Source organism: Gordonia sp. AC31 (assembly GCF_031844505.1).
GTDB lineage: Bacteria > Actinomycetota > Actinomycetes > Mycobacteriales > Mycobacteriaceae > Gordonia > Gordonia hongkongensis.
In genome coordinates, this window is sequence record NZ_JAUZVK010000002.1 from 115627 (window position 1) to 141119 (window position 25493).

The 25493-nt window shown below is 65.2% G+C and carries 21 protein-coding genes and 1 pseudogene; 11 read left to right on the forward strand and 11 right to left on the reverse strand.

Annotation, left to right across the window (positions count from 1 at the left end; translation table 11 throughout):
• Window positions 1–170: 170 nt before the first annotated feature.
• Window positions 171–371 (reverse strand): hypothetical protein, encoded by a 201-nt coding sequence (locus Q9R39_RS03190; RefSeq protein WP_311277092.1) that lies wholly within the window; start codon window positions 369–371, stop codon window positions 171–173.
• Between the two features lie 171 nt (window positions 372–542).
• On the opposite strand from Q9R39_RS03190, the gene Q9R39_RS03195 reads away from it, so the two are divergent.
• The 10 genes and pseudogenes from Q9R39_RS03195 to Q9R39_RS03240 all read left to right on the forward strand — a co-directional run bounded on the left by Q9R39_RS03195 (window position 543) and on the right by Q9R39_RS03240 (window position 15069).
• Complete coding sequence (locus Q9R39_RS03195) at window positions 543–986, forward strand: hypothetical protein (protein WP_311277093.1); 444 nt, start codon at window positions 543–545, stop codon at window positions 984–986.
• Window positions 987–1195: 209 nt separating this feature from the next.
• Window positions 1196–4054, forward strand: a complete 2859-nt coding sequence (locus Q9R39_RS03200; RefSeq protein WP_311277094.1) for a hypothetical protein — start codon at window positions 1196–1198, stop codon at window positions 4052–4054.
• 345 nt (window positions 4055–4399) lie between these two features.
• Window positions 4400–7555 carry a CHAT domain-containing protein gene (locus Q9R39_RS03205; RefSeq protein WP_311277095.1) on the forward strand — a complete coding sequence of 1052 codons (3156 nt, stop codon included), beginning with the start codon at window positions 4400–4402 and terminating at the stop codon, window positions 7553–7555.
• A gap of 192 nt (window positions 7556–7747) precedes the next feature.
• Window positions 7748–7972, forward strand: a pseudogene (locus Q9R39_RS03210) (GntR family transcriptional regulator); the annotation flags it as partial.
• 123 nt (window positions 7973–8095) lie between these two features.
• Complete coding sequence (locus tag Q9R39_RS03215) at window positions 8096–9739, forward strand: NCS1 family nucleobase:cation symporter-1 (RefSeq protein ID WP_311277096.1); 1644 nt, start codon at window positions 8096–8098, stop codon at window positions 9737–9739.
• Between the two features lie 138 nt (window positions 9740–9877).
• Window positions 9878–10885 carry an alpha/beta hydrolase gene (locus tag Q9R39_RS03220; RefSeq protein WP_311277097.1) on the forward strand — a complete coding sequence of 336 codons (1008 nt, stop codon included), beginning with the start codon at window positions 9878–9880 and terminating at the stop codon, window positions 10883–10885.
• Window positions 10882–11742 (forward strand): SDR family NAD(P)-dependent oxidoreductase, encoded by an 861-nt coding sequence (locus Q9R39_RS03225; RefSeq protein WP_311277098.1) that lies wholly within the window; start codon window positions 10882–10884, stop codon window positions 11740–11742. The genes Q9R39_RS03220 and Q9R39_RS03225 overlap by 4 nt, the downstream gene beginning before the upstream one ends.
• A 43-nt stretch (window positions 11743–11785) precedes the next feature.
• Window positions 11786–12745 carry a ferritin-like domain-containing protein gene (locus Q9R39_RS03230; RefSeq protein WP_311277099.1) on the forward strand — a complete coding sequence of 320 codons (960 nt, stop codon included), beginning with the start codon at window positions 11786–11788 and terminating at the stop codon, window positions 12743–12745.
• A gap of 10 nt (window positions 12746–12755) precedes the next feature.
• Complete coding sequence (locus tag Q9R39_RS03235) at window positions 12756–14249, forward strand: NAD(P)/FAD-dependent oxidoreductase (RefSeq protein ID WP_078113114.1); 1494 nt, start codon at window positions 12756–12758, stop codon at window positions 14247–14249.
• Between the two features lie 4 nt (window positions 14250–14253).
• Window positions 14254–15069 (forward strand): MerR family transcriptional regulator, encoded by an 816-nt coding sequence (locus tag Q9R39_RS03240; RefSeq protein WP_242697054.1) that lies wholly within the window; start codon window positions 14254–14256, stop codon window positions 15067–15069.
• On the opposite strand, the gene Q9R39_RS03245 is transcribed toward Q9R39_RS03240, so the two are convergent.
• The 5 genes from Q9R39_RS03245 to mftE are packed head-to-tail and all read right to left on the reverse strand — an operon-like array spanning window position 15028 to window position 19732.
• Window positions 15028–15684: a hypothetical protein gene (locus Q9R39_RS03245; protein WP_176455926.1), complete on the reverse strand. Its 657-nt coding sequence runs from the start codon at window positions 15682–15684 to the stop codon at window positions 15028–15030. The two genes, Q9R39_RS03240 and Q9R39_RS03245, sit on opposite strands and share 42 nt — an antisense overlap.
• Window positions 15671–16102 (reverse strand): PPOX class F420-dependent oxidoreductase, encoded by a 432-nt coding sequence (locus tag Q9R39_RS03250; protein WP_078113115.1) that lies wholly within the window; start codon window positions 16100–16102, stop codon window positions 15671–15673. The genes Q9R39_RS03245 and Q9R39_RS03250 overlap by 14 nt, the downstream gene beginning before the upstream one ends.
• Before the next feature lie 56 nt (window positions 16103–16158).
• Window positions 16159–17499, reverse strand: a complete 1341-nt coding sequence (gene mftG, locus Q9R39_RS03255; protein WP_311277100.1) for a mycofactocin system GMC family oxidoreductase MftG — start codon at window positions 17497–17499, stop codon at window positions 16159–16161.
• The gene (gene mftF, locus Q9R39_RS03260; RefSeq protein WP_078113117.1) at window positions 17496–19025 is read right to left on the reverse strand and encodes a mycofactocin biosynthesis glycosyltransferase MftF; all 1530 of its coding nucleotides are present in this window, start codon (window positions 19023–19025) and stop codon (window positions 17496–17498) included. Before mftF ends, mftG begins: the two co-directional genes overlap by 4 nt.
• A complete protein-coding gene (mftE, locus tag Q9R39_RS03265; RefSeq protein WP_058252356.1) occupies window positions 19022–19732 on the reverse strand; it encodes a mycofactocin biosynthesis peptidyl-dipeptidase MftE in 711 nt (236 codons plus the stop codon). The genes mftF and mftE overlap by 4 nt, the downstream gene beginning before the upstream one ends.
• A 180-nt stretch (window positions 19733–19912) precedes the next feature.
• Between mftE and Q9R39_RS03270 the strand changes: the two genes are divergently transcribed.
• Entirely contained in the window at window positions 19913–21025 is a 1113-nt protein-coding gene (locus Q9R39_RS03270) for a CaiB/BaiF CoA-transferase family protein (protein ID WP_058252357.1), read from the forward strand.
• A gap of 340 nt (window positions 21026–21365) precedes the next feature.
• Here Q9R39_RS03270 and Q9R39_RS03275 read toward each other — a convergent pair whose 3' ends face one another.
• The 5 genes from Q9R39_RS03275 to mftA form a co-directional block, all read right to left on the reverse strand.
• On the reverse strand, window positions 21366–22178 hold the full coding sequence (locus Q9R39_RS03275; protein ID WP_058252358.1) for a mycofactocin-coupled SDR family oxidoreductase: 813 nt from the start codon (window positions 22176–22178) through the stop codon (window positions 21366–21368).
• Window positions 22179–22239: 61 nt separating this feature from the next.
• Window positions 22240–23439: a pre-mycofactocin synthase MftD gene (mftD, locus tag Q9R39_RS03280; RefSeq protein ID WP_058252359.1), complete on the reverse strand. Its 1200-nt coding sequence runs from the start codon at window positions 23437–23439 to the stop codon at window positions 22240–22242.
• 102 nt (window positions 23440–23541) lie between these two features.
• Window positions 23542–24837, reverse strand: a complete 1296-nt coding sequence (gene mftC / locus Q9R39_RS03285; RefSeq protein ID WP_058252360.1) for a mycofactocin radical SAM maturase — start codon at window positions 24835–24837, stop codon at window positions 23542–23544.
• Window positions 24838–24910: 73 nt separating this feature from the next.
• On the reverse strand, window positions 24911–25261 hold the full coding sequence (gene mftB, locus Q9R39_RS03290; RefSeq protein WP_058252361.1) for a mycofactocin biosynthesis chaperone MftB: 351 nt from the start codon (window positions 25259–25261) through the stop codon (window positions 24911–24913).
• Window positions 25261–25368: a mycofactocin precursor MftA gene (mftA, locus tag Q9R39_RS03295; protein ID WP_058252362.1), complete on the reverse strand. Its 108-nt coding sequence runs from the start codon at window positions 25366–25368 to the stop codon at window positions 25261–25263. The genes mftB and mftA overlap by 1 nt, the downstream gene beginning before the upstream one ends.
• Window positions 25369–25493 lie beyond the last annotated feature (125 nt).

Genomic DNA, 25493 nt, shown 5'->3' on the forward strand with positions numbered 1-25493 from the left:
TCTATTTCGACCGATTTCAGATAATCCACGCGTAGATCAGATGTGATGAAAGTTGTCCCTGTGGAGGGCCGAACGGCCAGCGCGGGTGGATGGGTGGCCAACCGGTGCGTCGCGCCGCCAGCTTTGCGCTCAGGGCCAAGTCGGGGCTGCGCGACATACAAACTTGCGGTTCACGCGGGGTGGGTGCCGAGATGGCCTTTCGCTGCTACATCGATTCCGAACTGGGATTGGCCGCGGTCACCGTAGATCTGCGCCTCCCTCAAGCCTTCGACATCCCGCAGCATCCGCCATTGAAGCCGCTCGAAATCCTCCCACAGCAACTCCTCGAGCGGCAGACGGTCGAGCTTGCCCAGCGTGGTTGCCGGCGTCACCTTAGACGGTGAACGTTCCAGGTCGGATGTGGTCCAACGACCGACCACCGGACCTGTTTGGGCACCTAACCGGTTCACAGGGGACGCGCCATCCCCAAGATCTACAACTAGCTCGCAAGTGTCGTCCTGTAGTATCGCAACTCTGTGAAAGTCAGTGTCCCGGGAGGCGCAATGGATCCGTCACAACTCGATGGTGCTTCGTTAATACTCGGCGCGCTCGCTGCCGGCGCAGGTGACGGCTTGAAAATGAAGACGAAGGACGCGGTGACCGCGGCAGTCGACGGCGTCGGACGGGGTGGGCAGGCGCTGTATCACCAACTCGTTCAACTGTTGACACGGCGCGTGGCGTGCAATGAAGATGCCGCCGCCGATCTAAACGTCCATCTTCGTCGTCCAAGCGAGGAAAGCGCGGACGCATTGCAAACCCATTTCGTCGAGTTGGGGCTCGACCAAGACGCCGAACTGCTGGCAATTGCACGAGAGATCGTATCTGGATCACCGACTGCGATTGGCCAGGGCGCGGTCGCGGCAAACACCATCAGGGGTCAAGCGAATGACAACGCGCATTCGCATATTGGTGGCGTTCAGATCTATCAACAAAACGACCCCCACTAGCCGGGACGGTCCCCGCTCGCGCATTCCGTTCCGGCACCCTTGAAAGCGCGCAGGTTCACGCGGTTGGCATCGAGGTCGCGGGTGACCACTCGCAGGTCGGTGGTGCCCGCACCTACAATTACGCCGTCCATGTCTCCGACGCCAGGGCAGGAGCGGCGAAGCGGTCGCGTGAGGCAACAACGCAAGGCCGAAACATTGGTAGGCCGGTTGTGGATTGGGAACCCACAGCTCTCGGCGTGCACTTGTCGATATCGACCGGTATTGGAGAGGCGCTACCACCGTACATCGACCGCCGTCACGACCGAGAAATCCTCGCCCATCTCACGAAGATCCGCGACGAGGAGCGTCCCGGGCTGCTCACGATTGTAGGCACGTCATGCACCGGAAAGTCTCGTGCCGCCTACGAAGGTGTGAAGCGCATTTGTCCCGACTGGCACCTCGTTTTTCCAAGCTCAGGACGCGAACTCGCAGAGATTCTCGAAGGTGGCGTGCCAGCACGAACAGTCGTTTGGCTGGACGAGATGCAAAGGTTCCTGACCCACACCGATTCCGGCATCCGCAGCGCCACTTCGATTCTTGAGATCCTTCTCGCAAGTTCCGGTGGCGCAATCGCCTTCGTAGGAACGCTGTGGCCGAGCTACTACCACGAGATGACGGGTCGACCTGAAGCAGGGCTGGCACGGGAGGGCGCATTCGCCATCCGCGATGTTCTCCTCGCACCGCAGAGTCGGCGAATCACCAACGCTGAAGGGTTCTCCGAACGGCAGTTAGATGCGGCTATTCGCAAACAGAAACGAGAACTGGATGGGGTCGCAGATGCACGCATCCAGCTCGCAATTCGCACGGCGACGAGAACGAGCATCGACGGAGCAATTCAGTACAGCGTCACACAGGTCCTGGCGGGCGGAGCCCAGCTGGTAGCGCGTATGTCAGCCGGAGACGCTCACGCCTTCTCGCCACCGGCGCGAGCGATCGTTCGAGCCGCGTGCGACCTGCGCCAATCAGGATTATTGGGCCCGCTGTCACGCCAGTTGCTCGAACGAGTCAGTGAAGGGTACCTCGACGCGCCTGTACGCAGCCGGGTCGGTGAAGGCTGGTTTCGCGCCGGGTTGACCGAGGCGACTACCGGGTCGGAGGACGACAACCCGTACGCACAGTGGCGAACACACGACGTACATCACTTGGGGATCCCGGCGCTCGCCCAAGAATGGTTGGCTAGCGACGACCGCACCATGACCGAGGCGTATGCGATACATGATTATCTTGTCCAGGACCACATCAGCCGGATGGACTCCTATACACTCTCCCATTGCATGCGTTCCGTATTGACTCAACCGGATTTCCCTTCGCTCGTACGTTCGAGCGACTTGATCGAGGTTGCTCGCCGTCTGTCGATGCTCGGCGAATTCGAGCTTGCGCTCCACCTTGCCAGACAGCATGACGATCCAGCGGCGATGGCAGACGTCATATGCCGGTGCGGGCAGTACGACGAAGCCATCGCCAGACTTCGGACAATCAACGATCCGAGCGTTGCAGCGACGGTTCGACTCGCTCGACTCCTGAATAGCGTCGGCCGCCCAGACGAAGCACTTCAGGCTCTCGAATCCGCACGCGACGACAAGGATGCATGCATTTTTGCGGCTGATCTGCTGGTGGAAGAAGACCGACTCGAAGACGCAATAAACATACTCCAGCCTCACCTCGACAGCGGAATCGACTGCGCAGTCGCCCTCGCCCAAGTACACAAACTTGCTGGAAATAATGAGAAGGCCGCTCGGGCACTCCAACCGTGGATTGGACGTCACCGCGACGCGACCTTAGCCATGCAATCACTTCTGCGCAGAGTTGAACAAGTTGACTTGTCTGTGGAACGTCCCTCGGACGGAACTGCCGCGAACGCGCTCGCGGCTGCAAAGGATTACCTGGAAAACGCCAGTGCCCTCACGGATACCGGACCGCTCATCGCGATCCTGCAACCCCACCTTTTAGTGGTGCAAGAGGCCGCGACTCTGCTCTCGCAGATACATGAGCGCGACGGCGACTACGAACTCGCGGCAGAAATGCTGAAGGAGCCCGCACGAGTCTGGCCGCAGGCAGCTGCACGCCGCGCAAGAATTCTCGGTCGGTTCGGGCGCCATTCGGAGGCAATATCGGATCTAGAATTCCACGCCGCATCCAGCCAGGAAGCAGCGGCGCGCCTTGCGGACCTGCTGGTTAAGGAGGGCAAGCCCGACGAAGCGATCGAGCAATTGAGAGAACCCGCACAGCGGTTCTCTCAGACCGCCACGCGGCGGGCTGGTCTGCTCTTGGCTTCTGGCCGGGAATCGGAGGCGATCCAACAACTTAGCGTCCACGCGCCGATAAGTCAGCACGCGGCCAGTACGCTCGCGCAACTCTTCATAGCTCGCGGAGAGCGGACGCGCGCCATCAAGGTGCTGGAGGCCCCTGCTCAACGTGAATACATCGGTGCTCTCCATCTCGCTAAGGTCCTGGAGGATGACGGGGACTGCGATGGAGCTTGCGCAGTATTGGAAAGGTTCGTCACTAGGCACGTTCAGACAGAAATCGCTTGGGTCCTAATAAAGTTTCGGATGGGGGCACCCGACGAGGCCTTCGCTATGCTTGCGCAAATACGCCCTAAGGGCCGTAAAAATGGACGCACGTTGGCTATCTCTGGGAATCTGCTGCGGATGCTCGGCGCCCTCCGTGAGAGCGATCCGCAGTATTCTCTGGGTGCTCTGGCCTCCCATATCTGGACTGACGATATGCAGCGAAAAGCGAATGCTCAGGTGGAGTGGACAATCTGGAACTGGCTAGACGGCCAGTCGACGCAATATCCGATGGATGCAGGTTTCGTCACGTCGCTTATTGAGATGTTGTCAGTGACAAAACCCGGTTTCGGCATTTCGAGACTGCATTATCTCACGCGTGAACGACTTTGCGATCTAGCGCAGGGACTTTCGGAACAGTACCGCTCGCTGGCGTCGATAACGGAGATCTCTCCGCTTGCATCCGACATCCTGTCAGAGATTCTCGAACCCGCGGACGGTGACGAGTCGGGCAGGTGAACCGCCAACGGCTAAACTCCACGTTATCGCCGTTACGAGCTACCTAAATCAACATCGTGAGGAACAGTGACGGATGGTCTGTTGCTGGAAGATGGTCCGGCATCACCGATCTAGCAGGCGACACCGTAAAACTAGAGTGGATTAGAAGGGCAATTACTTGTAATGACCGACGCTTCTGCTGAGATTTCTAGCATGACGGAGTACCTATGGGCGTGCGATGCGTGCGGGGAAGCCCAGCAGGCAGCGGTATGGCGAGTACTTGACACCTCGCGCCGGCCAGATGTTGCTGTTTCCCGGGCAACAGGATTCACTCATGTCCGTTGCCGCTCATGCGGAAGCAGGGTCGTGCCAACCTCGAGCGAATTACTCCTGCTATCACCAGGTTCCGAGTTGCCTGTTATCCATGTTTTCGACCCGACGCAGTCGCCCGAGACTGGCGTCGATCGGCTAGGTCGGTTAATGCAGGAAGCGTCCATCTCACCATCTCGCCACCTCTTTCCCCCGGCGGTACCCCTGGCTAGGACGGCGCTCGTCCCTGCTCTGGAACGCAGCCTCTCTTCAGATCTGGAGGATATTCGTGCTGCTGCAGAGGAAGTTGCAAACGAGTTTGGATCGGAGGCGGCCAGCAGATATGCGAATTATCTGTCAGTCGTTGCAGAGACCGCCGATGAACGCGCCGCGCGCTACGCGATTGCCAATGTCTTCTACGCCAGTGACGCCGACCGCATCCATGCGGCGGTACTCGGACACCCTGCGATCGGAAGCAGATTCGCCGTGTCTCTACTACGCGAAGAATTGCACAACTGCACTGATGATGCTCAGCAGTCGGCGGTTGTATCGGCGCAACTGCAACTCGCAGAGTCGGTCTCGTCTGGAAAGAATCTCAAGGACGCCGTCGCCGAGTATCTGTCGTTTGCACGTTCCTTCGGGAAAGGTGTTTTGGTTCGCATGGACGATCTCATCGCTGCGGCCCAGGCGTCGGACGCGACTGACGATGACGTTCGCGAAGCGCTTGACTTTGCAGTCCTTCTTGATCACGCGTCTGAAGCGGTGCTCAGCCTGGAACTAGGCCGTAGGCTCGCAGAGAGGCGAAGTCAGGCATCGTTTGAGGAAGCAGAAAAGCTGTTGCTCCGGGCTGTCGAACTCTTGGATGAAGCAGACCCAGACTGGAGTGCCGCAGCAGGCAACTTGGCGATTGTCACCGCCGCGAGCGCGGTCGGGGACCCGGAGGACAACTGGGACCGCGCTCACGATCTCCTCGTTCGTGTTCTCGATAGGACAGATCGTACGATTCGGGGCCGCGAATGGGCACTCAACGCAACAAATCTCAGCCACCTGCTCATGGGACGCCCGTCCGGACGAGTCGACGACGACGATCTCACTCGCGCGATCGAACTCGCCGAAGCAGCGCAAGAGCTACGGTCGCCGGACCTCGACGTCGTCGATTGGGCCTTCTCCTGTGTCAACGTAGGAAGCCTCTATCAACGACGCAGCAATGCAGGAGACCTGCTGCAGGCAGAACACCTCTATCGCGCGGCACTCGGACGCATAGGCCTTGCCGACCACGAGCCGCTATGGTGTCGATTGCGAATGAACCTCGCATCAGTCATCGGAGCCCAGTCGACTGCGAATCTCCCCGACGCAGAGCGTCTCCTCGAAGCCACGTTGGACGAAGCGCTCAATCAGAACGCGGCTCCCGAAACGGTAAGCGAGATCACTCTCCAACTTGCAAGTGTGAAAGATCGCCAGGGCGACAGTACTAGTCGCGCCAGTGATTTGCGCCGAGATGGACTAGCACTGATCGATCCGCTCGCCCGGCCGTTGACGTTTATCGAGGTTGGTCAGCCACTGGCTGAAGCGTATGCACAATCTGGTCAATGGGTCCAAGCCGCAGAGGTGTTCGACTGGGTAATCGCGGCGCACAACCACTGGTACCGCATACATCTCAATCGAAAGACCCAGCGAGAGATAATGTCTGAGTCTCCTACCCTGACGAGATGGGCATCGTATGCCTACGCTCGAGCCGGTCGTGTCTCGGACGCAATCGAAGTCATTGAGGATATGAGGGCCCGTGAACTCAACTTCAACGTCGAGCGCGACATGGTCAACTCGGCACGACTTGCAGAAACCGATCCCCAACTTGCCTCAGAGTACGATTCAGCGCTACGGGAACATAAGGGTGCGATTGCGGCAGATGCCACCACCGGGGCGTATTGGGAGGCTGTTTCAACGGAGTCGGTCCTTCGGAGCCTGCTCATGAAGATTCGATTAGTTCCAGGGTTTGAGAACGTTCACCGACGGCGCACGGTTCGTGACATCGCCGAGAGTATGGCCGGGCGAGCTGTCGCTTATATCGTCAATGCTCCTGCAGGAACGATGGTTCTGTCGCTCAATCGTAAATCCGGGGTGTCTGTCACGCACATTCCTGAGATCACAAGTGCACTTATCATTCGACTTCTGCTGTTTGATCCCGAGAAGGGACTTGCCGGCTTGCTGATGGCCCAACAAGCCACGGAGTCGCAGTTCATGGACGAAGCAATCAGCCGACTCGATCAACTTCGCCCAATGGCACGAGCGCTCGCTGCACTGCTATCAAGCCAAGGCCACGAGCTAGTCGTAGTACCAACAGGATACGTCGGACTCTTGCCCCTCTACGCTCTCAATACCGCCCCTGCCGACAGGCCCCCGCGCCTTCTCGATGAGATGGGTACCCTCTACATCGCCCCATCTGCCCTTGTCATGTCTACGAGCATGGCGAGGGCGCAGCGGAAGGGTGCACCACATCTCGTTGGCGTAGCCAATCCGACAGGTGACCTTCCTGGAGCAGAGGCCGAAGTTGATACCATCACCGCTCAGTTCGTACTAGCGGGCGACAAACCATCCATTGCCTATAATGCTTCTGCAAGTCGGACCTGGTTGCTCGGCAGCGTGGCTGCAGCAACCCATCTCCATCTGGCGTGCCACGGAGGATCTGAAATCGGCGACCCCACGGGGGGATACCTAGTACTGTCTGGCGGGAGCCGTGTGTCTACTGATGATCTTTCTGCTCAAGAACTGCCATTCGGACGACTTGTGGTCGCGAGCGCATGTCAGACCGCTCACTACGGGACACAGGGTAACCCTGACGAAGTCCTGGGGCTCCCAACGGGATTTCTGATCGCAGGAGCCCCATGTGTAGTTGCGAGTTTGTGGCCGGTAGATGACACTGCCACGGCACTCTTGATGACTCGGTTCTACGAGCTGCTCGATCTGACGCAAGACAACGCAGCGCAGGATCCGGTAAACGCCATGCGGGGCGCGCGCAGCTGGCTGCGTCAGCTGACCTCTGAAGACGAAAGGGTATACGTTGGTGCACGCCCATTCCTGAGTGCGGCTCTGCGGAGACTGGCTACCCGAGACGATCGCCAGCGCGCGCCGGATCGCAATTCGCTGAATATGCCAAGCGAGAGCCTGTACGCCAAACCTCGTTATTGGAGCGCTTTCGCGGTTCTTGGCGCATAGCTCGCGTGAAGTTGGAGTTGGGCCGCGGTCCCCAGCACCGTCGATTGGCGAACACCAGGGCGCGGCGGCGTAGTGGGCACGGGAGAAAATCTGATCTACACCTGGATTAATCAACTTCGTTCAGGCCGATCGCAACGCAAAACCGCAGGTTGGCTGGTCGACATTGACTTGGAGATTCTGCCGTTGATCTGAATCTCACAGTTCGAGGCGACCTGGAATCTCACCGAGCCGTTCCAGGTGATGAGATCGGTGACCGCCGAGCCCCAGCAGGCGTTGAACACCGACCACGCCGAACTACTCGCGGCCTTCGACGACCGGGACACCGCGTCGGTTCTCGACGTCGCGCTCCGTCACCACCAGCGCCTCGAGAGCGCCGTCATCGAGACCGCCGCACTCCTCGACGTCCGCCACGACTGAGCCCCGGCGAAATATATCTGCCCGTTCATCGCGGGGTAACAATCCGTTCTTACATTTCTCCCATCAGCGTGCTCCCCGTATGACTTCCGACCCCGGCCGCTGACCAGGACCAGGAGAACGCCAATGTCCACACCACCCTCCGGGACGCCCGGACCGCAGGTACTCGCGGCCACGTCCCACACCGGCGCCGCCGGCGAGAGCGTCATCAAGGCCACGTACGACGACCGCCTCACCAACACCGATCTCGCGCCACTGAAGGAACAGAAGTGGACGTGGTACAACATCTTCGCCTTCTGGATGTCCGACGTGCACAGCGTCGGCGGCTATGTGTTCGCGGGCAGCCTTTTCGCGCTGGGCATCGCGGCCTGGCAGGTGCTGGTGGCGCTCGTGGTGGGCATCGTGGCCGTCAACATCCTGTGCAACCTGGTCGCGAAGCCGTCCCAGATGGCGGGCGTTCCCTACCCGGTGACGACCCGGGTCTCGTTCGGCGTCAAGGGAGCCAACATCCCGGCGATCATCCGCGGCGTGATCGCGGTCGTCTGGTACGGCATCCAGACCTATCTCGCCTCAGTCGCTTTCGGGCTCCTGGCGCTGAAGTTCTGGCCCGGACTCGAACCCTGGGGCGATGTCGAACAGCATGGTTTCCTCGGCTTGTCCGCGCTCGGCTGGGCGGGTTTCATCCTGATGTGGATCCTGCAGGCGTTCGTGTTCTGGAACGGCATGGAGACCATCCGGAAGTTCATCGACTTCTGCGGTCCCGCAGTGTATGTCGTCATGATCGCGCTGGCGGCCTACCTCGTCGTCGAGGCCGGTTGGGACAACGTGAGTCTCGACCTGTCGGTCGGCGACGGACTCTCGGGCTGGTCGTCGTTCACGATGATGATCAGCGCGATCGCACTCGTGATCTCCTATTTCTCCGGTCCGATGCTCAACTTCGGTGACTTCTCGCGGTACGGGCGCACTTTCGGCGAGGTGAAGAAGGGCAACTTCTGGGGCCTGCCGGTCAACTTCCTCTTCTTCTCACTCCTCGTGGTGTGCACGGTCTCGGCGGCGGTCACGGTCATCGGCACCGACGAGGACGGCAACATCATCACCGATCCGGTGCACATCGTCGATCGCATCGACAACACGACCGCCGCGGTGCTGGGCGTGCTCACCTTCGCCATCGCCACGATCGGGATCAACATCGTCGCGAACTTCGTCTCGCCGGCGTTCGACTTCTCGAATGTCGCGCCCACCAAGATCAGCTGGCGAACCGGCGGCATGATCGCGGCGGTCGGCTCGGTGCTCATCACGCCGTGGAACCTCTTCAACAATCCGACCGCGATCCACTACACGATGGACACCCTCGGCGCGGTCATCGGTCCGCTGTTCGGCATCCTGATCGCCGATTTCTACCTCGTCAAGAAGCAGAAGATCGAGGTGGACGAGCTCTTCACCATGAGGCCCGAGGGCGCCTACTGGTACCGCAACGGCTGGAACCCGGTTGCCGTCGGCGCCACCGCCATCGCGTCGATCCTCCCGATCGGTGTCGTCATCTTCGGCACCGTGTATCAGGCCAGCTTCACGTGGTTCATCGGCGCGGGCATGGGCATGCTCCTCTACTGGCTCGGGATGAAGTTCGTGCCGACCCGCCTGATCTACGGACCCGCGGCGCTCGCACGGATGACCGCTGACATCGAAGTGATGTCGGCGGAGCCCGAGACCGCGGGAACGCCGACCACGGCATCCGCGTCCTCCGCGCCCGGGGGCAGCACCCGGAACTGACGGGCGGTGAACCACCGGGCCGCGCGAGCATCTCGCGCGGCCCGGTCTGCGGCGTGCGCGGCTTCCGAACCCACCGCCCACCCCTGACGCATGCATTGTGCCATTGACAAATGGCACGGTTGCTGATGGTGTGAGTTGATGCACACCAGCACGACTCCGACCCCGCTGCCGACCCGCGCGTCGGCACGGGCCACGGTGACCGCCCATGCGACGAGGTGGGGGCTCGGCACGTTCACCGGCGCGATTCCACTGAATCCGCTGGGCATCCGACTCTCGCGCGGTCTCATCGCCGCGATCATGCGCACGCTCGGACGTACGCCATCCGGAACAACCGTGTATCCGGTCCGCGAGAACGGCATTCGCGGCGAGTGGGTTCTCGGACCGGATGTCCGACGGGGGCGCCGCGCGATCTACTACGTCCACGGCAGCGCGTACAGTATCTGCTCGGCTCGCACACATCGGTCGCTGGCCGCGCGGCTCTCTTTCGCGACCGGGATACCGGTGTTCGTCGTCGACTACCGTCTGGCGCCCGAGCACCGATTCCCCACCGCCGCCGAGGACGTCGCCGACGGCTTCGACTGGCTGCTCCGCCAGGGCTTCCTTCCTGCCGACATCGTGGTCGCCGGCGACTCCGCCGGCGGTCATCTGGCCTGCGATCTGACCCTCCGGCGCGCGGACGGCGGCGCCGCCCAACCCGCCGCGGTCGTCCTGTTCTCCCCGCTCATCGACCTCACCTTCGAGCTGGCGCGCACCCAGGAACGCATCCGGCGGGACCCGGCGATCACGGCTGCGGCTGCCGCCCGCCTGGTGGCGCTCTACACCCGCGACGTTGCCGCCGACGACCCGCGTCTCGCGCTGGATTTCGCGGCGGCACGGGATCTTCCACCGTTCCTCATCCAGGCGGGCGGCGCCGAGATGCTCAGCGCCGACGCCCGCCACCTGCACGAGCAACTCAGCGCGCACGGCGGTGACAGCCGGCTGGAGATCTGGCCGGGCCTGATGCACGTCTTCCAGGCCCTCCCCCGGCTCGGCCCAGAAGCCGACGCCGCACTGCGCCGGGTGGCCGAGTTCCTGGGCGACCGGGCGTCGGACCGGCCGTCTCCGGCGACGGTCCCGGCCTCGCCCACCGAGGCGGACGCGTCATGATCACCGCGGTCGACGGAATCCGGCGCCGGTTCCTCCGGAATCCGGTGTCGCAGAACCCTCGCGCGCTCGTCACCGGTGCCGGGAGCGGGATCGGCCGTGCGTTCGCGCTCGAACTCGGCCGGCGCGGAGGCGAGGTGATCTGCGCCGACATCGACGAGACACGCGCCGACGAGACCGCGTCGCTGGTCACCTCCCAGACCGGGCGGGTGGCCCATGCGTTCACCTGCGATGTCGCCGACCGGGCCGCGATGGCCTCGCTCGCGGCGTTCACCCGCGACACCTTCGACGGTCCACCGACCCTCGTCGTCAACAACGCCGGAGTCGGCGTCGGGGGCCGCCCGGTCGGCGACATCGGGTTCGACGACTGGGACTGGACGCTCGGGATCAACCTCTGGGGTGTGGTGCACGGGTGCGAACTCTTCGCACCGATGCTGCGCGAAGCGGGCCGCGGCGGGATCATCAACGTCGCGTCGGCCGCGGGTTTCGCCGCGGCGCCGGTGATGGCGCCCTACAACGTGTCGAAGGCCGGCGTGGTCTCGCTGAGCGAGACACTCGCCGCCGAGCTGGCCTCCGCCGGCGTCGGTGTCACGGTTCTGTGCCCCACGTTCGTCAAGACCAACGTGGCTCGCGACGGTCGGATCACCTCGGACGCACAGGATCTCGCCGGGACGCTGATGCGCTGGACCGGGGTGTCCCCGGCGCGCGTGGCCGCATCGACACTCGACGCCCACGATCTGGGACGTCTCTACGTCCTGCCGCAACTGGACGCGCGCGTGATCTGGCATCTCAAACGACACTTCCCGGCGTCCTACGTCCGCGGACTCGGACTCCTCAACCGCCTCCTGCCGTCGTCCTGACCCGGCGACCTCAGCCCACCGACCACTCGAAAGGACCACTCTCATGGCCATCGACCTCGACAACATGCTGCAGAAGATCAAGGACCGTCAATGGGCCCTGATCGACATCGATTGGGACGCACCGGGCGCCGAGCTCATCGACCCCGACCTCCACGCCAAGCTCAAGCCCTTCATGAGTGACCTGATGTGGATCGAGAACGTGGGCGCACGGGGCTTCGCGGCCATGGCCAAGAAGGCGCCGACCCCGACGCTGAAGAGCATCTACGAACACTTCCACGCCGAGGAACAGAAGCATGCCAATGCCGAACTGGCACTGATGCGCAGGTGGGGCATGCTCGGCGGCGCCGGGAGCGGAGCGAGCGGGCCGAACGCAACAGACGACGAGATCCCGTCACCGAATGTCAACGTGCAGCTGGTGATCAACTGGCTCGACCGACACTCCGACGACATGTCCCTGTCCTTTCTGGGAACTGTGATCCCGATGCTCGAGGTCGCGCTCGACGGCGCGCTGATCAAGTTCATCACCGACGAGGTCAAGGACCCGGTGGCCCAGGAGGTGTTCAGACGGATCAACTCCGATGAATCGCGGCACCTCGCAGTCGACTTCGAGGTGATGGAGATCCTCGGACACGCGGGGTTGCGCAAACGGACGATCGATTTCGTCGGCGGGTGGGTCAAGCCGACCTTCCTGATCGGAGCTCTCAGTTATGTACCGCTCCTGAACAAGATGCGCGACAACATCGTCGCGATGGGGGTCGACGAGGAACGGCTGTACAGCGCGATGAAGCGCTACCGGGCGGTGGGAGATCGAAGTGAGTACGTGCGGCGCCTGCCCATGTTCCAGGTGGTCGCGTACCACGGTGCGGCGGTGATCAATCGAGGCAACGTGCCCTACCACCTGTTCGCCGACTCGTTGGTGAAGCTCACCGATCGCATCCCGTTCGGGCTGGTCCACCGAACACCCACGTGGTCGCAGGAACTCACCTACGAGCCGACGGCCTGAGGCGGCGGTGATGCACACCTCGGTGGCCATCATCGGAGCCGGATTCGCCGGTATCGGCGCGGCGATCCGTCTCCGGGAGCACGGAATCGACGACCTCGCGATCTTCGAACGCGACGACCGGGTCGGCGGCACGTGGCGCGACAACACCTATCCGGGTGCCGCGTGCGACATCCCGTCGCGCCTGTACTCCTACAGCTTCGCGCCCAACCCGGACTGGTCGCACACCTACTCGCGCAGTGCCGAGATCCTCGACTACATCCGGTCGATGGTCGACGACTCCGGGATCGGACCGCACATCCGGTTCGGCCACACGGTGACCGGGATGGAGTACAACGCCGACGACGGTCTGTGGACCATCACCTTCGACGAAGGGCACGAACCGGTACGGGCGCGCGCCGTCGTCCTGGCCTCGGGTCCGCTCGCGAACGCCTCCTTCCCCGACATCCCCGGCATCGAGGACTACGAGGGGCACAAGATCCACAGCGCACGTTGGGATCACGACTACGACTTCACCGGCAAGAAGGTCGCTGTCGTGGGCACCGGGGCGAGCGCGGTCCAGATCGTGCCGGAGCTGGTCGAGACCGCCGCGTCGGTGAAGGTCTTCCAGCGCACGCCCGGCTGGGTCCTGCCCCGCGCGAACGTGCGGACCCGTGCGACGACCAAGCGGCTCTATCGGGCGGTGCCCGGCACCCAGCGACTGGCGCGTTCACTCTGGTTCTGGGGTCACGAGACGGTGGCGCTGGGCGTCGTCTGGAACACTCCCCTGACCCGCGTCGTCGAGGCGGCCAGCAAAATGCACCTGCGGTCGCAGGTCGACGACCCGTGGCTGCGCCGGCAGCTCACCCCCGACTTCGCCGCGGGATGCAAACGACTGCTCATGACCAGTGACTACTACCCCGCGCTCCAGCGACCGAACTGCACACTGGTGACCTGGCCGATCGCCCGCATCGCCGAACGCGGCATCCGCACCGTCGAAGGTGTTGAGCACCAGTTCGATTGCATCGTGTTCGCGACCGGGTTCGACGTGTCCAAGACCGGGACGCCGATCCCGATCACCGGCCTCGACGGCCGCGACCTCGCGTCCGAGTGGGGCCGGGGCGCGTTCGCGTACCGCAGCGTCGCCGTGTCCGGCTATCCCAATCTGTTCTTCACGTTCGGACCCAACTCCGGCCCGGGCCACAGCTCCGCGCTGGTCTACATGGAGGCCCAGATCGACTACATCACCGAAGCGGTCACCCAGCTGCTCGAGAACGACTGGAAGGCTCTCGACGTGCGCGCCGAGGCGCAGGAGCGATACAACCAGGACATCCAGCGTCGACTGACCTCGACCACCTGGAACTCCGGATGCCAGAGCTGGTACCTGACCGACGACGGGTTCAACGCGACGATGTACCCCGGCTTCGCGACCCAGTACGTCAATCAGCTGCGCCGCGTCGAACTGCGCGACTACCGGATCCTCGTTCACCAGGACGCTCGGACTCCGGCCACCGCAGCGTTACAGTGAGGGGATGACCGAGTACCGGATCGACGACCTGGCGCGCGTGTCCGGGACCACGACCCGGAACATCCGCGGCTATCAGGAACGCGGGCTGCTCCCCCAGCCGCTGCGGCGCGGACGCGTCGCGATCTACACCGAGAAGCACCTGCGTAACCTCCGGGCCATCAACAAACTGCTCGGGAGCGGGTTCACCCTCAAGCACATCGCCACCTTCATGACGAACCCCGGCGCCCGCATCGGGGATGCGTTGGAGCTCAACGAGATCCTCGACGAGCACTGGTCGAGCACGTCACGCCCGGAGATCACCCGCGACGAGCTCGACGAGAGATTCGGTCCGCTGGACGATGCCCAGGTCGCGGCTCTCGTGCGAGCCGGTGTGATCTCCGAGACCCCGCGCGATGGGGTGTACGAGGCCATCGACCCGCGCATCATCGGAAACCTGGCGAAACTCGTGCGACGGGGCGTGCAGATCACCGCGCTGGCAGATGTCCACGAACGGTTCACCGCAAAGATCAACGAAGCCGCCGAGATCCTGCTCGCTGCCGCGCATGACGAGGTGGACCGACGCAAGGGCCCGGGCTGGCTGCCGGAGAACGACGACGACGTCGCCTGGGCGGTGAACCTGCTGGGGATGATGCGCCGAGTCGGAACCGAGAACGCCCACGCCGCACTCGACCGCGCCCTCGACACGGCGCTGGACCGGGAACTCTCGGCCCACCAGAGCGCCGTCGACGAGCGCGCGGACGCCGACGCGCCGCAGCCCGGCCGGGAATCCGTCGAGCCCTCAGCCGGACCCGTTGTGCCGCTTCAGCAGAACGACCAATGAGGCGAGGAAGAAGCAGATCGCTCCCACGAACGTACCGACCGTCGCGGCCACCGCGTCGGCGGTGACGCCACCCCTGGTCACGAATGCTCCGACGGCCGACACCCCGAATGCGACACACCCGATCCAGTTGATCAGCACCGACCACCAGTCCCGATCGCGGAGATCCCACCGGCGTCCGGTGGCGCGGGTGTAGCCGGCGAAGGCGACCGCGCCACTGATGAGGAAGGCGATGGACCCGCCCGCGTCCGGGGTCCAGACCAGGTGCCGGTCGCCCCAGATCGTATGCGCGACCAGAGCTCCCGTGGTCGACACGTTGAACAGGATCGTACCCACCGATTGCGTGGCTGCTGTGAGCCATTCGGCACGGATGACCGAACCGGGCGCCGACGACCGCAGTTCGGCCACGGTACCGCTGCGGATCAGCTGGATGAATCCGGCTGCGGTGAAGAACCAGGCGCCGACGAAGTAGCAGCTGTTGGCGAACCCGGCGCCCATCAAGTGGGCCAGCCCGGGGGCCGACCCCAGCGCGAACAGCGCCGACCCGATCATGAACCCCCAGCACTGCTTGGGCAGCGTCGGCGTCAGGAACGCATGTGTGCGGTCATGCAGTGACATCAAGGCTCGCGATGACCTTGCTCGGCTCGATCCAGATCCCCAGCTCGCCGGGGACCCCGTTGCGGGCTCCGAACTCCTCGGCCCGCTCGGCACCCATGTATCGCGCCCCGCACATCGTCGCGATGCGACGCACCTCGTCGAGGGCTTCGGTGACCCGCGCGATGCCTTGCACCTGCACGAACCCGAACGGCGGTTCGGGCAGGTCGACTGCCATCACGACACGTGGATCACGCAACAGCGCACGGCCTTTGGCAGTCGTGGCCCCGGTGTTGAACGCGATCCGGTCGCCGTCGAGGACGAACCACACCGGAACGACGAGCGGTCGACCATCGGCGGCGGTGTATCCGAGGTGCCCGGTCTTCGTGCCGCTGGTGAGGAATTCGCGGACGGCCGGGTCGGACAGCGTGGGCGCAGACATGCCTCTCACCCTAGAGAGACCCGGCCGCAACCGCGAGGTGTTCGGACCCGACCGCCTCACCGTTGCGCGAGGACATCACCGATCCGGCACGCCATCATCATGATCGTCGCGTGTGGGCCACTGCGCCCGCTGGTGGGCAGAATGGACCCGTCGACGATCCGGAGTCCGCGAACCCCGTACACCCCGCCGAGCCAATCGGTCCGGACGCCCATCGGCATCGTCCCCCACGCGTGCTGGGAGAACCCCGCCCGATCGGCGATCCGCACGCTCCCCGGGACGACGACGTCGGCGAACTCGGGCGCCCGCAGCATCTCCACGACTCCCGCGGCCGCCGTCCGCAACGCGATGGCGGTAGCCGGGTCGGGTTCGTCGAACTCCATCCGTACTGCGGCGCCGTCGGCGGCGATCCGTACCGCCGAATGCCTCATCGCGGTCACCTCGACGATTGGACCCCACGCGCGCAGACCACGAATGTACGAGGCGAAATCATCTCGATAACAACGTATTTCGAGACCGCTGTCGGTGTGCACCACGGTCGGCAACACCATGCCCGGCCCCGCCGGTGTCCGCCTGGCGTACGACACCGCCAGGCCTCGATGCTCCCCGGCACCCAGCGAACGGGCACCTGCGCGACCCTCGATGGCAAGTGCGGGCAACTCCGAACGCAACAGGATCCCCGCGGTGCCGAGGGTGCCCGCGGCGAGGATCACCTCGCCCGCGCCGACCGTGAGCGAGCCCGCGTGCACGCCCGTCACCGTCGTACCCCCGGCCGACGCCACACGGTCCACCGTGCAACCGGTCACGACCCGGAGGTTGGGTCGCGACAGCGCCGGGACGAGGTACGCGTCGGCCGCCGAGCGGCGCGCGAGCCCGCTCCGATTGATCGGCACCCGGTTGAGCCCGACCACCGGCCACCGCAGCGCGAGCGGACGGACCGGTGCCCGCGCCGTCCAGTAGCGCTCGAAAGCGGTTCCGGCGTCTCCGAGTTCGTCGTCGGCGACGGGTTCGACACCCATGGTGCCGCCGAGCGCGTCCAGTTCGTCGTACGCATCGGCGATGGCGTCAAGCCCCCACCCGGCCGGCCACGTTCCGAAGTCGTCGCGATGCCACCTGAGGAAGTACCCGCCGTTCACCGCCGACGAACCGCCGAGAGCCGACCCGCGGGCAGCCGACACCCCGAGGTTCGTGTCGTGGCGGACCGCGTGCGGGGCGGCGTCGTCGATCGGTAGCCGAGACAGCTCGAGGTCCGCGGGGGTCGGCAGGCCTCCCGGACCGCGTTCCAGCAGCACGACCGCACGGTCGGGGTTCCGCGAGAGCCGCTCGGCGAGCACGCATCCGGCGCTGCCGGCGCCGACGATGACGACGTCAGCGGTGAGCGACCGGTCGGTCGTCGTCATCGAGAGATGACCGGGCGCAACGCTTCCGGGTCTCGGTGGGTGATGACGCCTTGCCACAGGCCCGCACCGTAGGCCAGGTCGTCGAGCCGGTGCATGAGGATGTAGCGCAGCGGACCGAGCGTGGGCGGACTGGTCGGATCGGCGAGCAGATCCCGGACCCAGGACACCACCCCCTCGACGATCGCCACCTGCACGGCGAGGGTGCGGAAACGCTTCGACACGAGGGCGAGCAACACCGCCACCGGCCAATAGTGACGGCAGATGGCGTCCGCGGCCTGTAGCAGTCCGAACCCGGCCGCTCGTCCGGTCATCTGCGCCGACACCAGCGGGGCCGACGGCAGATCGCCCAGCCGGCGCCGCATCCGAACCGCCAGATGGGTGAGAATGATCATCGCCAGGGCGGCACCGAACCGCGTCCGCGACAGCAACGCGACCACCGCGGCGGCCATCGGAACCGACATCTTCATCGGCGCCGCCCGGTCACCGTGCCGGGAGGCCAGGTGCGCGGCGCCGGTGCCGTAGAAACAGCGACGCGAGAGCACCGAGCGCAGGTCGGCGCGGTGCTCATGGGCCACACGAGCCACCGGGTCGTAACGGATCCGCCACCCCTCCGCGTGCATCCGCCAGCACGCGTCGACGTCCTCGGCCACCCGCAACGACTCGTCGAAACCGCAGAAAGCGCTGCGCCGCACCACCATCGCGGCGCTGGGCACATACGGGGTCCGGGTCGAGGGCGCCACCGCGGACTCCTCGGGTCCCATGTCCAGGGAGGACCACCCGTTCTCGTACCGCTCGGCCAGCGAGGACGCCACCGCCGCGTCGGACTGCAATCCGACGATGCGCGGCGCGACGAGCCCGACCGTGGGGTCGGAGAAGTGCGTCAGCAGGATGGTGAGCCAATCCGGGTCGGGTACGACGTCGGAGTCGAGGAATGCGACGAAGTCGGTCGTCGCGGCCTCCGCCCCCGCGTTGCGCGCCGCGGACGGACCACGGTTGTCGTCGAAGCGCAGGACCCGCGCCGTGGGCCGGTCCGCCACGATCGGGGTCGCGGAGCCGTCGTCCACGACGATGACCGTCAGCCCGTCGAGGGCATCGAGCAGGCGATCGATGCCAACCTGGTTGTCCCGGACCGGGACGACCACGGTCACGTCCTGCGGCTGCGGCCCGAACATGGGCCGGGGATTGGCGATCCCCGCGTCCAGCAGTGCGCGCGCCAGTCGTCGGGTCACGTTGTCGCACACCTCGATCCGACCGTCCTCGGAGGTCATCCCGAGTGCGGTGTCGGACATGCGCAGCAGCCGCGTCGGCGAACCGCCGACCAGATACCGGAAGTCGCCCGCCTTGGCACAGCGCAGGTCGATCTGCACCTGGAAGCCGTCGGGCAGATCGGTGCGCGGCCCCGGAGGCGCGTCGGCGTCCGAGTGCGCTCCGGGTTCGACGGACTCCGAGTCGTCCCGGGCGGAGGCGTCGTCCGCGTCCTGGTTCCCGGCCCAGCGTCGTGGGGCCGAGTCGTCGAGGGCCGTCATCCCAGGCGCCCCAGATCGTCGATCTGCCACGACTCCAGGGCGGCCCACAGGCGGTCGGTCACCCCGTCGACCAGACCCGCCCCCGTCTCGGCGCTCGCGCCCTCCGGGTCGCCGAGGACACCGTTGGGACTCACGGCGGCGACACCGCCCGACCGCATCGCCCCCATCAGCGCCCCCACCGGCTCCCGGTTGCCCGCCACGGCACGGTCGGGATCCACGACGGACGGCGAAACATGCAGCAGCACAGATGTTTCGGTGAATCCCGCGTGGGCGTCGGCGCCTTCGAAAGCGCACGGGAACCAGGCGACGTCCCGGCCCTCGTAGCGGAGTCGGGTCACCGCCTCGATCAGCGTCCGGGTGTTCCCGCCATGTCCGTTGACGAACACCACGCGCGCCGCCCATCGGCACGCACTGCGGCCGTACTCGACGAGGAGGCCGCGCAACGCCTCGTGTCCGATCGAGATGGTCCCGGCGAAGCCCTCGTGTTCGCCGCTGGCGCCGTAGTTCAGATCCGGTGCGCACAGGAGTCCGGAGGCCTTCGATCGCCCGCAGACGCGCTCGGCGATCGCCGACGCGATACGCGTGTCGGTGTCGAGCGGGAGGTGGGGCCCGTGCTGCTCGACCGAACCGAGGGGCACCAGCAGGGTGATCACCTGCCCATCGAGGTCTGGCCAGTTGCACTGCCCCAACGCCGATGGCACCGTCATTCGACCAATGCTAGCGATGGTGCCTGCGAGTGTGTCGGTCTCGCCCGAAAAACGGAGCGAAAAACGCGTCCAGATGTCGCGAACCACCACTCTGACGAGCGTTCGATCGGTTGTGGAATGCTGAGAGCATCCAGTGACACCTGACACAGTGCGCGAACAACGATCGGGAGGACGACACCCATGAGCAGTGCCACACCACACGACAGCGGCAAGCCCGGCCCTCTGAGTTCGATCCGGGTCATCGAGTTCGCCGGTATCGGCCCCGGTCCGCATGCCGCCATGCTGCTGGCCGATCTCGGCGCCGACGTCGTGCGCGTTCAGCGCCCGGGGTCGCTGCCCAAGCCCGGCCGCAATGCCGATGCTCTGCTCCGCGGCCGACGCGTCGTCGAGGCCAACCTCAAGGACGACAACGACCGGGAGACCATTCTCGGCCTCGTCGCCAAGGCCGATGTGATCCTCGAGGGTTTCCGTCCCGGCGTGATGGAACGGCTCGGACTCGGACCCGACGACCTCGAGAAGGTCAATCCCGGCCTCGTCTACGGGCGCATGACCGGCTGGGGACAGGACGGACCCCGTGCCAACCTCGCCGGCCACGACATCAACTACATCTCGCTCACGGGCATGCTGCACGCCATCGGACGCAAGGACGATCGTCCCGTGCCCCCGCTCAACCTGGCCGGTGACTTCGGCGGCGGTTCGATGTTCCTCGTCGTCGGTGTGCTCGCGGCACTGCTCGAGCGCGGGGTGTCCGGCCGGGGGCAGGTCGTCGACGCGGCCATGGTCGACGGCGCTTCCGTTCTCGGACAGATGATGTGGGCGTTCCGCGGCACCGGACTGTGGAGCGACACCCGGGGTGTGAACATGCTCGACACCGGCGCTCCGTACTACGAGGTCTACGAGACCTCGGACGGCAAGTACATGGCGGTCGGCGCGATCGAACCGCAGTTCTACGCCGAGCTGCTCAAGGGCCTCGAACTCACCGACGCCGACCTGCCGGACCAGAACGACATCGCCCAGTGGGGGAAGCTGAAGGAGATCTTCACCGAGACCTTCAAGTCGCGCACCCGCGACGAATGGGCCGCGGTCTTCGAGGGCACGGACGCCTGCACCTCGCCGGTCCTCACCTTCGCCGAGGCACCTGCCGACGCCCACATGGCCGCCCGCGCCAACCTCGTCGACATCGACGGCGTGACCCAGGCCCAGGTGGCACCGCGCTTCTCGCGCACCAAGCCGGAGACCCCCACGGGCCCGACCACCGAGGCGACCGATCCGTCGACGCTCTGGGCCGACTGAGGGTCCCGCCACCGCTTCTCCGTGCGGGAGAAGCGGTGGTGACCCCACCGCTCCCTAATCCGAAAGAACGACCTTCCCCCTGCTCCCTGAGGAGCGCCCGGAGCTTGCGGAGGGCGCGTCACGAAGGGTCTGCCACGCATCTCACCAGGACCCTTCGTGATGCTCGCAAGCTCGCTCCTCAGGGAGCAGAGGGGTTGATCCGCCCATTGCTCCACGAGGTTCCAGGAGCGGTGGTGATCCGCCCATTGCTCCCTGAGGTTCCAGGAGCGGTGGTGATCCGCCCATTGCTCCCTGAGGCCACTCGCCTCGTACGCGGGGGTTCTTCCGCGGCCGGCCAGCGTCAGACCTTCGAATGCCCCATGTCGATCTGGAACTCGGCCGCGGTGATCCCCTTGGCACTGTCGGACGCGAGGTAGAGGACGGCGTCGGAGATCTCGTCGAGCGCGGCGACCGGATGGTAGTCGAGGATCGACGTGAAATGCGGGTTGACCCAGGGGATTCCGAAGATCCGGTGGGCCTCGGTGTCAGCCACACCCATCGGGGTGTCGACCGCGTACGGGTGCACGCTGTTCACCCGGATGCGATGGTGACCGAGCTCTTTCGCGGTCGTCTGGGTCAGTCCGACGAGTCCGTACTTCGACGCCGAGTACGACGCCTGCAGCGGCATCGCCTTCAGCCCCGCGACGGAACTGATGACGGTGATCGAGCCCCCGTTGCCCGCCTCGAGCATCGCCGGAATGGTGGCCTTCAGCGTCTTCCACGCGCCGACGAGGTTGATGTCGACGACGTCGGTGAACTGCTCTTCGCTGAGCTCCCAGACCTTGCCCCAGGTCAGCACCCCGGCGTTGGCGACGACGTGGTCGAGCCGACCGAACTGCTCGACGGCGTCGGCCACGAGCTGCTGCTGGAAAGCAAGATCGCGCGTATCTCCCTGCCGTGCAAGGATCTTGCCGCCGACGCCCTCGACGAGACGAATCGTCTCGGCGAGGTCGTCGGCCGTGGCCGCGGGGTAGGTCGCGTGGTCGATGATCGGACCCGCGATGTCGAGGCCGACGATCGCGGCCCCCTCACGGGCGAACCGGATCGCATGATTGCGACCTTGACCTCGGGCGATGCCGGTGATGTAGACGACCTTGCCGTCGAACTGTCCCATGGCAGAACTGTAACACGTTCTAGTTCTGCTCCCCAGTGTTCGCCGGGGCCCGACGAACGGTTCAGGCGTGCCCGAACGCGCGGGTGAAGCCGTCGGGTACGACGAGGTCGGCGGCCGAGAGCTCGTGCACGCTCTTGTGGCCGAGACCCATCAGCACGCCGTCGAGTCCCATGCGCATGAGGTCCAGCACGTTCTCGACACCGGCCTGGCCGTTGGCGGCTAGACCCCAGAGGTACGCACGGCCGATCATGACCGCGCGGGCACCGAGTGCGAGCGCTTTGGCGACGTCACTGCCGCGACGGATCCCGCCGTCGAGCAGGACCTCGATGTCGTTGCCCACCGCGGCCGCGATGTCGGGAAGGAGGCGGATCGTCGCCGGCGTGCCGTCGAGATTGTTGCCCCCGTGGTTGGACACCGACAGTGCCGTCGCGCCGATGTCCACTGCCCGCTTCGCGTCGTCGAGACGGGTGATGCCCTTGACCATGAAGGGGCCATCCCACTGCTCGCGCAACCACTTCAGGTCCTCCCAGGTGGGCGGCGGCGTGTTCATCCAGGACCCGTAGGCCCCGAAGAACGTCGGCCCGGGCACCCCCTGCGGTGTGAGGTTCGGCGCGGTCAGGTCGGGGATGTTGATCTTCCCGCCCTTGACCCAATCGAGTGCGTACCTCGGCTTGACCGCGATCTCCGGCCCCAGACGGAGAAGCGCCTTGAGGTCGACCTTCTCGGGGATCTCGGGGCTGCCCCAGTCGCGTCCGACGTTGAAGACCCAGTCGGTCGTGACGATCAGCCCCTTCGCGCCGGCCGCCTTCGCGCGCTCGGCTCGCGCGAGGATCTCCTCGCGGCTGCCCAGCCAGTAGATCTGGAAGAACACCTTGTCATTGACCGCGGTGACCTCCTCGACCGCGTGCGAGGCGAAGCTCGACAGCCCCATCGCCGTTCCGCGGGCCGCGGCGGCGCGGGCGACGGCGACTTCACCCTCCGGGTCGACGGCCTGCACGCCGGTCGGCGAGATCATCACCGGGAACGAGATCTCTTGCCCCATCACCGTTGTCGTCATCTCGCGGTCGGACTGCACACCGACGACGTGCGGCGCCCAGCCCAGTTCGGAGAACGCGCGGACGTTGTCGTCGACGGTGACACCGGCCTGCGTACCGGCGACCAGCGACGAGTACACCGATTTGGGCAGCCGCTTCTTGGCCCGGCGCTGCGCCTCGGTGACGGTCTCGAACCAGGGATTTCGGGCCCAGGGGTTGGCAGACATGTTCTTCCTACTCATTGATCCATCCATGGAGACCGGTTGGCTCTCATGGAGACGGGGCGCCGGTTCCGACGACGGCGCGCCCCGTGGTGTACCGCGGGCGATCTACCGCGCGGCGGGGGTGAACCCGGCGAGCGGGTTCTCGTCACAGGACTTGGTGGGACGCGAGGCCACCGGGGTCAGGTCGCCGTCGGGCCGCCGGGTCATCAGGGTCAGCGGCGTGCCGCGTGAATGGTCCTTGTTGGCGGTCGGTTTCGTGCGGTCGCCGGCGAGGAGTTCCTCACCGTAACCCTGCACGCACTCCGGGTCCGGGCCGGCGAGCGGGAGGCCGGTGAAGAACTTCGCGGCCATGCACCCGCCGCGGCAGGCGTCGAAATGCGCACACTTCGTGCAGGCGCCGGCGTTCTGCGGTTCGCGCAATTCGGTGAACAGGTCCGACCGCTGCCAGATCTCCTGGAAACCGCCGTCGGACAGGATGTTCCCGGCGAGGAAGTTCTCGTGGATCGCGAACGGGCACGCGTACACGTCACCGACCGGGTCGATGAGGCAGACCACGCGTCCCGCACCACACAGATTGAGGCCGGGGAGGCCGCCGCCGGAATCGGAACCGAACGCCGACAGATGGAAGAACGAGTCACCCGTCAGCACTCGATCACCGTGTGCGACAAGCCAGTCGTAGAGTTCGCGCTGCTGGTGCGGCAACGGATGCAGGTCATCCCACACGTCGGCGCCCCGGCCGGAGGGACGCAACCGGGTGATGCGCAGCGTGGCGTTGTAGCGGTCGGCGAGCGCCTTGAACTCGTCGAGTTGCGCGACGTTCTGTCGCGTCATGACGACGCTGATCTTGGCGTCGGCGAAACCCGCCTCTGCCAGGTTCTCCAGCGCACGGACGGCCATGTCGAACGAACCCGGACCGCGGACCGCGTCGTTGACCTCCGCGGTCGCCCCGTCCAGCGAGATCTGGACGTCGACATAATCCGACGCCGCGAGTCTCGCGGCCACCTTCTTGTCGATGCGCAGGCCGTTGGTGGAGAACTTCACCCCCACCTGATGGCTGGTGGCGTAGTCGACGAGCTCCCAGAAGTCCGGGCGAACGGTCGGTTCGCCGCCGCCGATGTTGACGTAGAAGACCTGCATCCGCTGCAACTCGTCGATGATCGCCTTGCACTGTTCGGTGGACAGCTCGCGGGGATCGCGTTTGCCCGACGACGACAGGCAGTGCACGCACGCGAGGTTGCACGCATAGGTCAGTTCCCAGGTGAGGCAGATGGGCGCGTCGAGACCCTTCTCGAACTGGTCGACGAGCCGGCCGACCTTCGGCACCTCGCCGGCGGTCGGTGCGGGCGCCCGGAGTGCACTCGCGAATTCGGTTGCTGTGGGCGGCATCTCGATGGTCGTCATCGTTGAGGTCCTTGCATTCGGGGCTGTCGGTTCGGGACTGGGACGTCCGGGCCGGGACGTCGGGCCTGATCGCTCAGGAGCGGGGCACGATCATGCCGCTGTCGGCGAGGGCGGTGAGCGCCTGCAGGTACAGGGGACGTTGGGCGGGCGAGATCCCGGCGGCGAGGAGGGCGGCCTCCGCCGAGTCGTGGTCGGCGAGTGATTGCACGATGCCGACGACGGTGAGGTTCTTGAGGAACGACAGCTTGCGCGTACCGAAGTGGTACAGCAGCGCGCCGAACGGTTCCGGCCGCAGAGCGACCTTCGGATTGAGCCGCCACGGCTCGAGCGTGTCGAAACCGGGCGCCTCGGCTGGGGTGTCGAACCGGACCCCGGCGACCGCGGAACGGTCGCCGGAGATCGGATTCGATGTCGGGGCTGACATCAGTAGACCCCGCACATCCCGTCGATCGAGACCTCTTCGACGAGTGACTCGGCGAGGAGTTCGGTGTCGTTCGAGCTGTGACTGGTCGCAGCGGACTGATCTGCCATGATCCATACCTCCTGGTTGGTGGGTTAGTGATGTGGATCACGACAGACTCTAGTGGCACTCGGTGCAGAAATCCAGCGTTCGCGAGCGAACTGCCCGAATGGCCAGGTGGACGGTTCTGTCGATC

Coding starts and splice junctions, on each gene's coding strand:
- Q9R39_RS03275 (WP_058252358.1), bottom strand. CDS start 22,178: ATGGGACAGTTCGACGGCAAGGTCGTCTACATCACCGGCATCGCCCGA.
- Q9R39_RS03270 (WP_058252357.1), top strand. CDS start 19,913: ATGAGCAGTGCCACACCACACGACAGCGGCAAGCCCGGCCCTCTGAGT.
- Q9R39_RS03215 (WP_311277096.1), top strand. CDS start 8,096: ATGTCCACACCACCCTCCGGGACGCCCGGACCGCAGGTACTCGCGGCC.
- Q9R39_RS03240 (WP_242697054.1), top strand. CDS start 14,254: ATGACCGAGTACCGGATCGACGACCTGGCGCGCGTGTCCGGGACCACG.
- Q9R39_RS03225 (WP_311277098.1), top strand. CDS start 10,882: ATGATCACCGCGGTCGACGGAATCCGGCGCCGGTTCCTCCGGAATCCG.
- mftD (WP_058252359.1), bottom strand. CDS start 23,439: ATGTCTGCCAACCCCTGGGCCCGAAATCCCTGGTTCGAGACCGTCACC.
- Q9R39_RS03235 (WP_078113114.1), top strand. CDS start 12,756: ATGCACACCTCGGTGGCCATCATCGGAGCCGGATTCGCCGGTATCGGC.
- Q9R39_RS03245 (WP_176455926.1), bottom strand. CDS start 15,684: ATGTCACTGCATGACCGCACACATGCGTTCCTGACGCCGACGCTGCCC.
- mftA (WP_058252362.1), bottom strand. CDS start 25,368: ATGGCAGATCAGTCCGCTGCGACCAGTCACAGCTCGAACGACACCGAA.
- Q9R39_RS03230 (WP_311277099.1), top strand. CDS start 11,786: ATGGCCATCGACCTCGACAACATGCTGCAGAAGATCAAGGACCGTCAA.
- Q9R39_RS03250 (WP_078113115.1), bottom strand. CDS start 16,102: ATGTCTGCGCCCACGCTGTCCGACCCGGCCGTCCGCGAATTCCTCACC.
- mftB (WP_058252361.1), bottom strand. CDS start 25,261: ATGTCAGCCCCGACATCGAATCCGATCTCCGGCGACCGTTCCGCGGTC.
- mftG (WP_311277100.1), bottom strand. CDS start 17,499: ATGACGACGACCGACCGGTCGCTCACCGCTGACGTCGTCATCGTCGGC.
- mftF (WP_078113117.1), bottom strand. CDS start 19,025: ATGACGGCCCTCGACGACTCGGCCCCACGACGCTGGGCCGGGAACCAG.
- mftC (WP_058252360.1), bottom strand. CDS start 24,837: ATGACGACCATCGAGATGCCGCCCACAGCAACCGAATTCGCGAGTGCA.
- Q9R39_RS03220 (WP_311277097.1), top strand. CDS start 9,878: ATGCACACCAGCACGACTCCGACCCCGCTGCCGACCCGCGCGTCGGCA.
- Q9R39_RS03195 (WP_311277093.1), top strand. CDS start 543: ATGGATCCGTCACAACTCGATGGTGCTTCGTTAATACTCGGCGCGCTC.
- mftE (WP_058252356.1), bottom strand. CDS start 19,732: ATGACGGTGCCATCGGCGTTGGGGCAGTGCAACTGGCCAGACCTCGAT.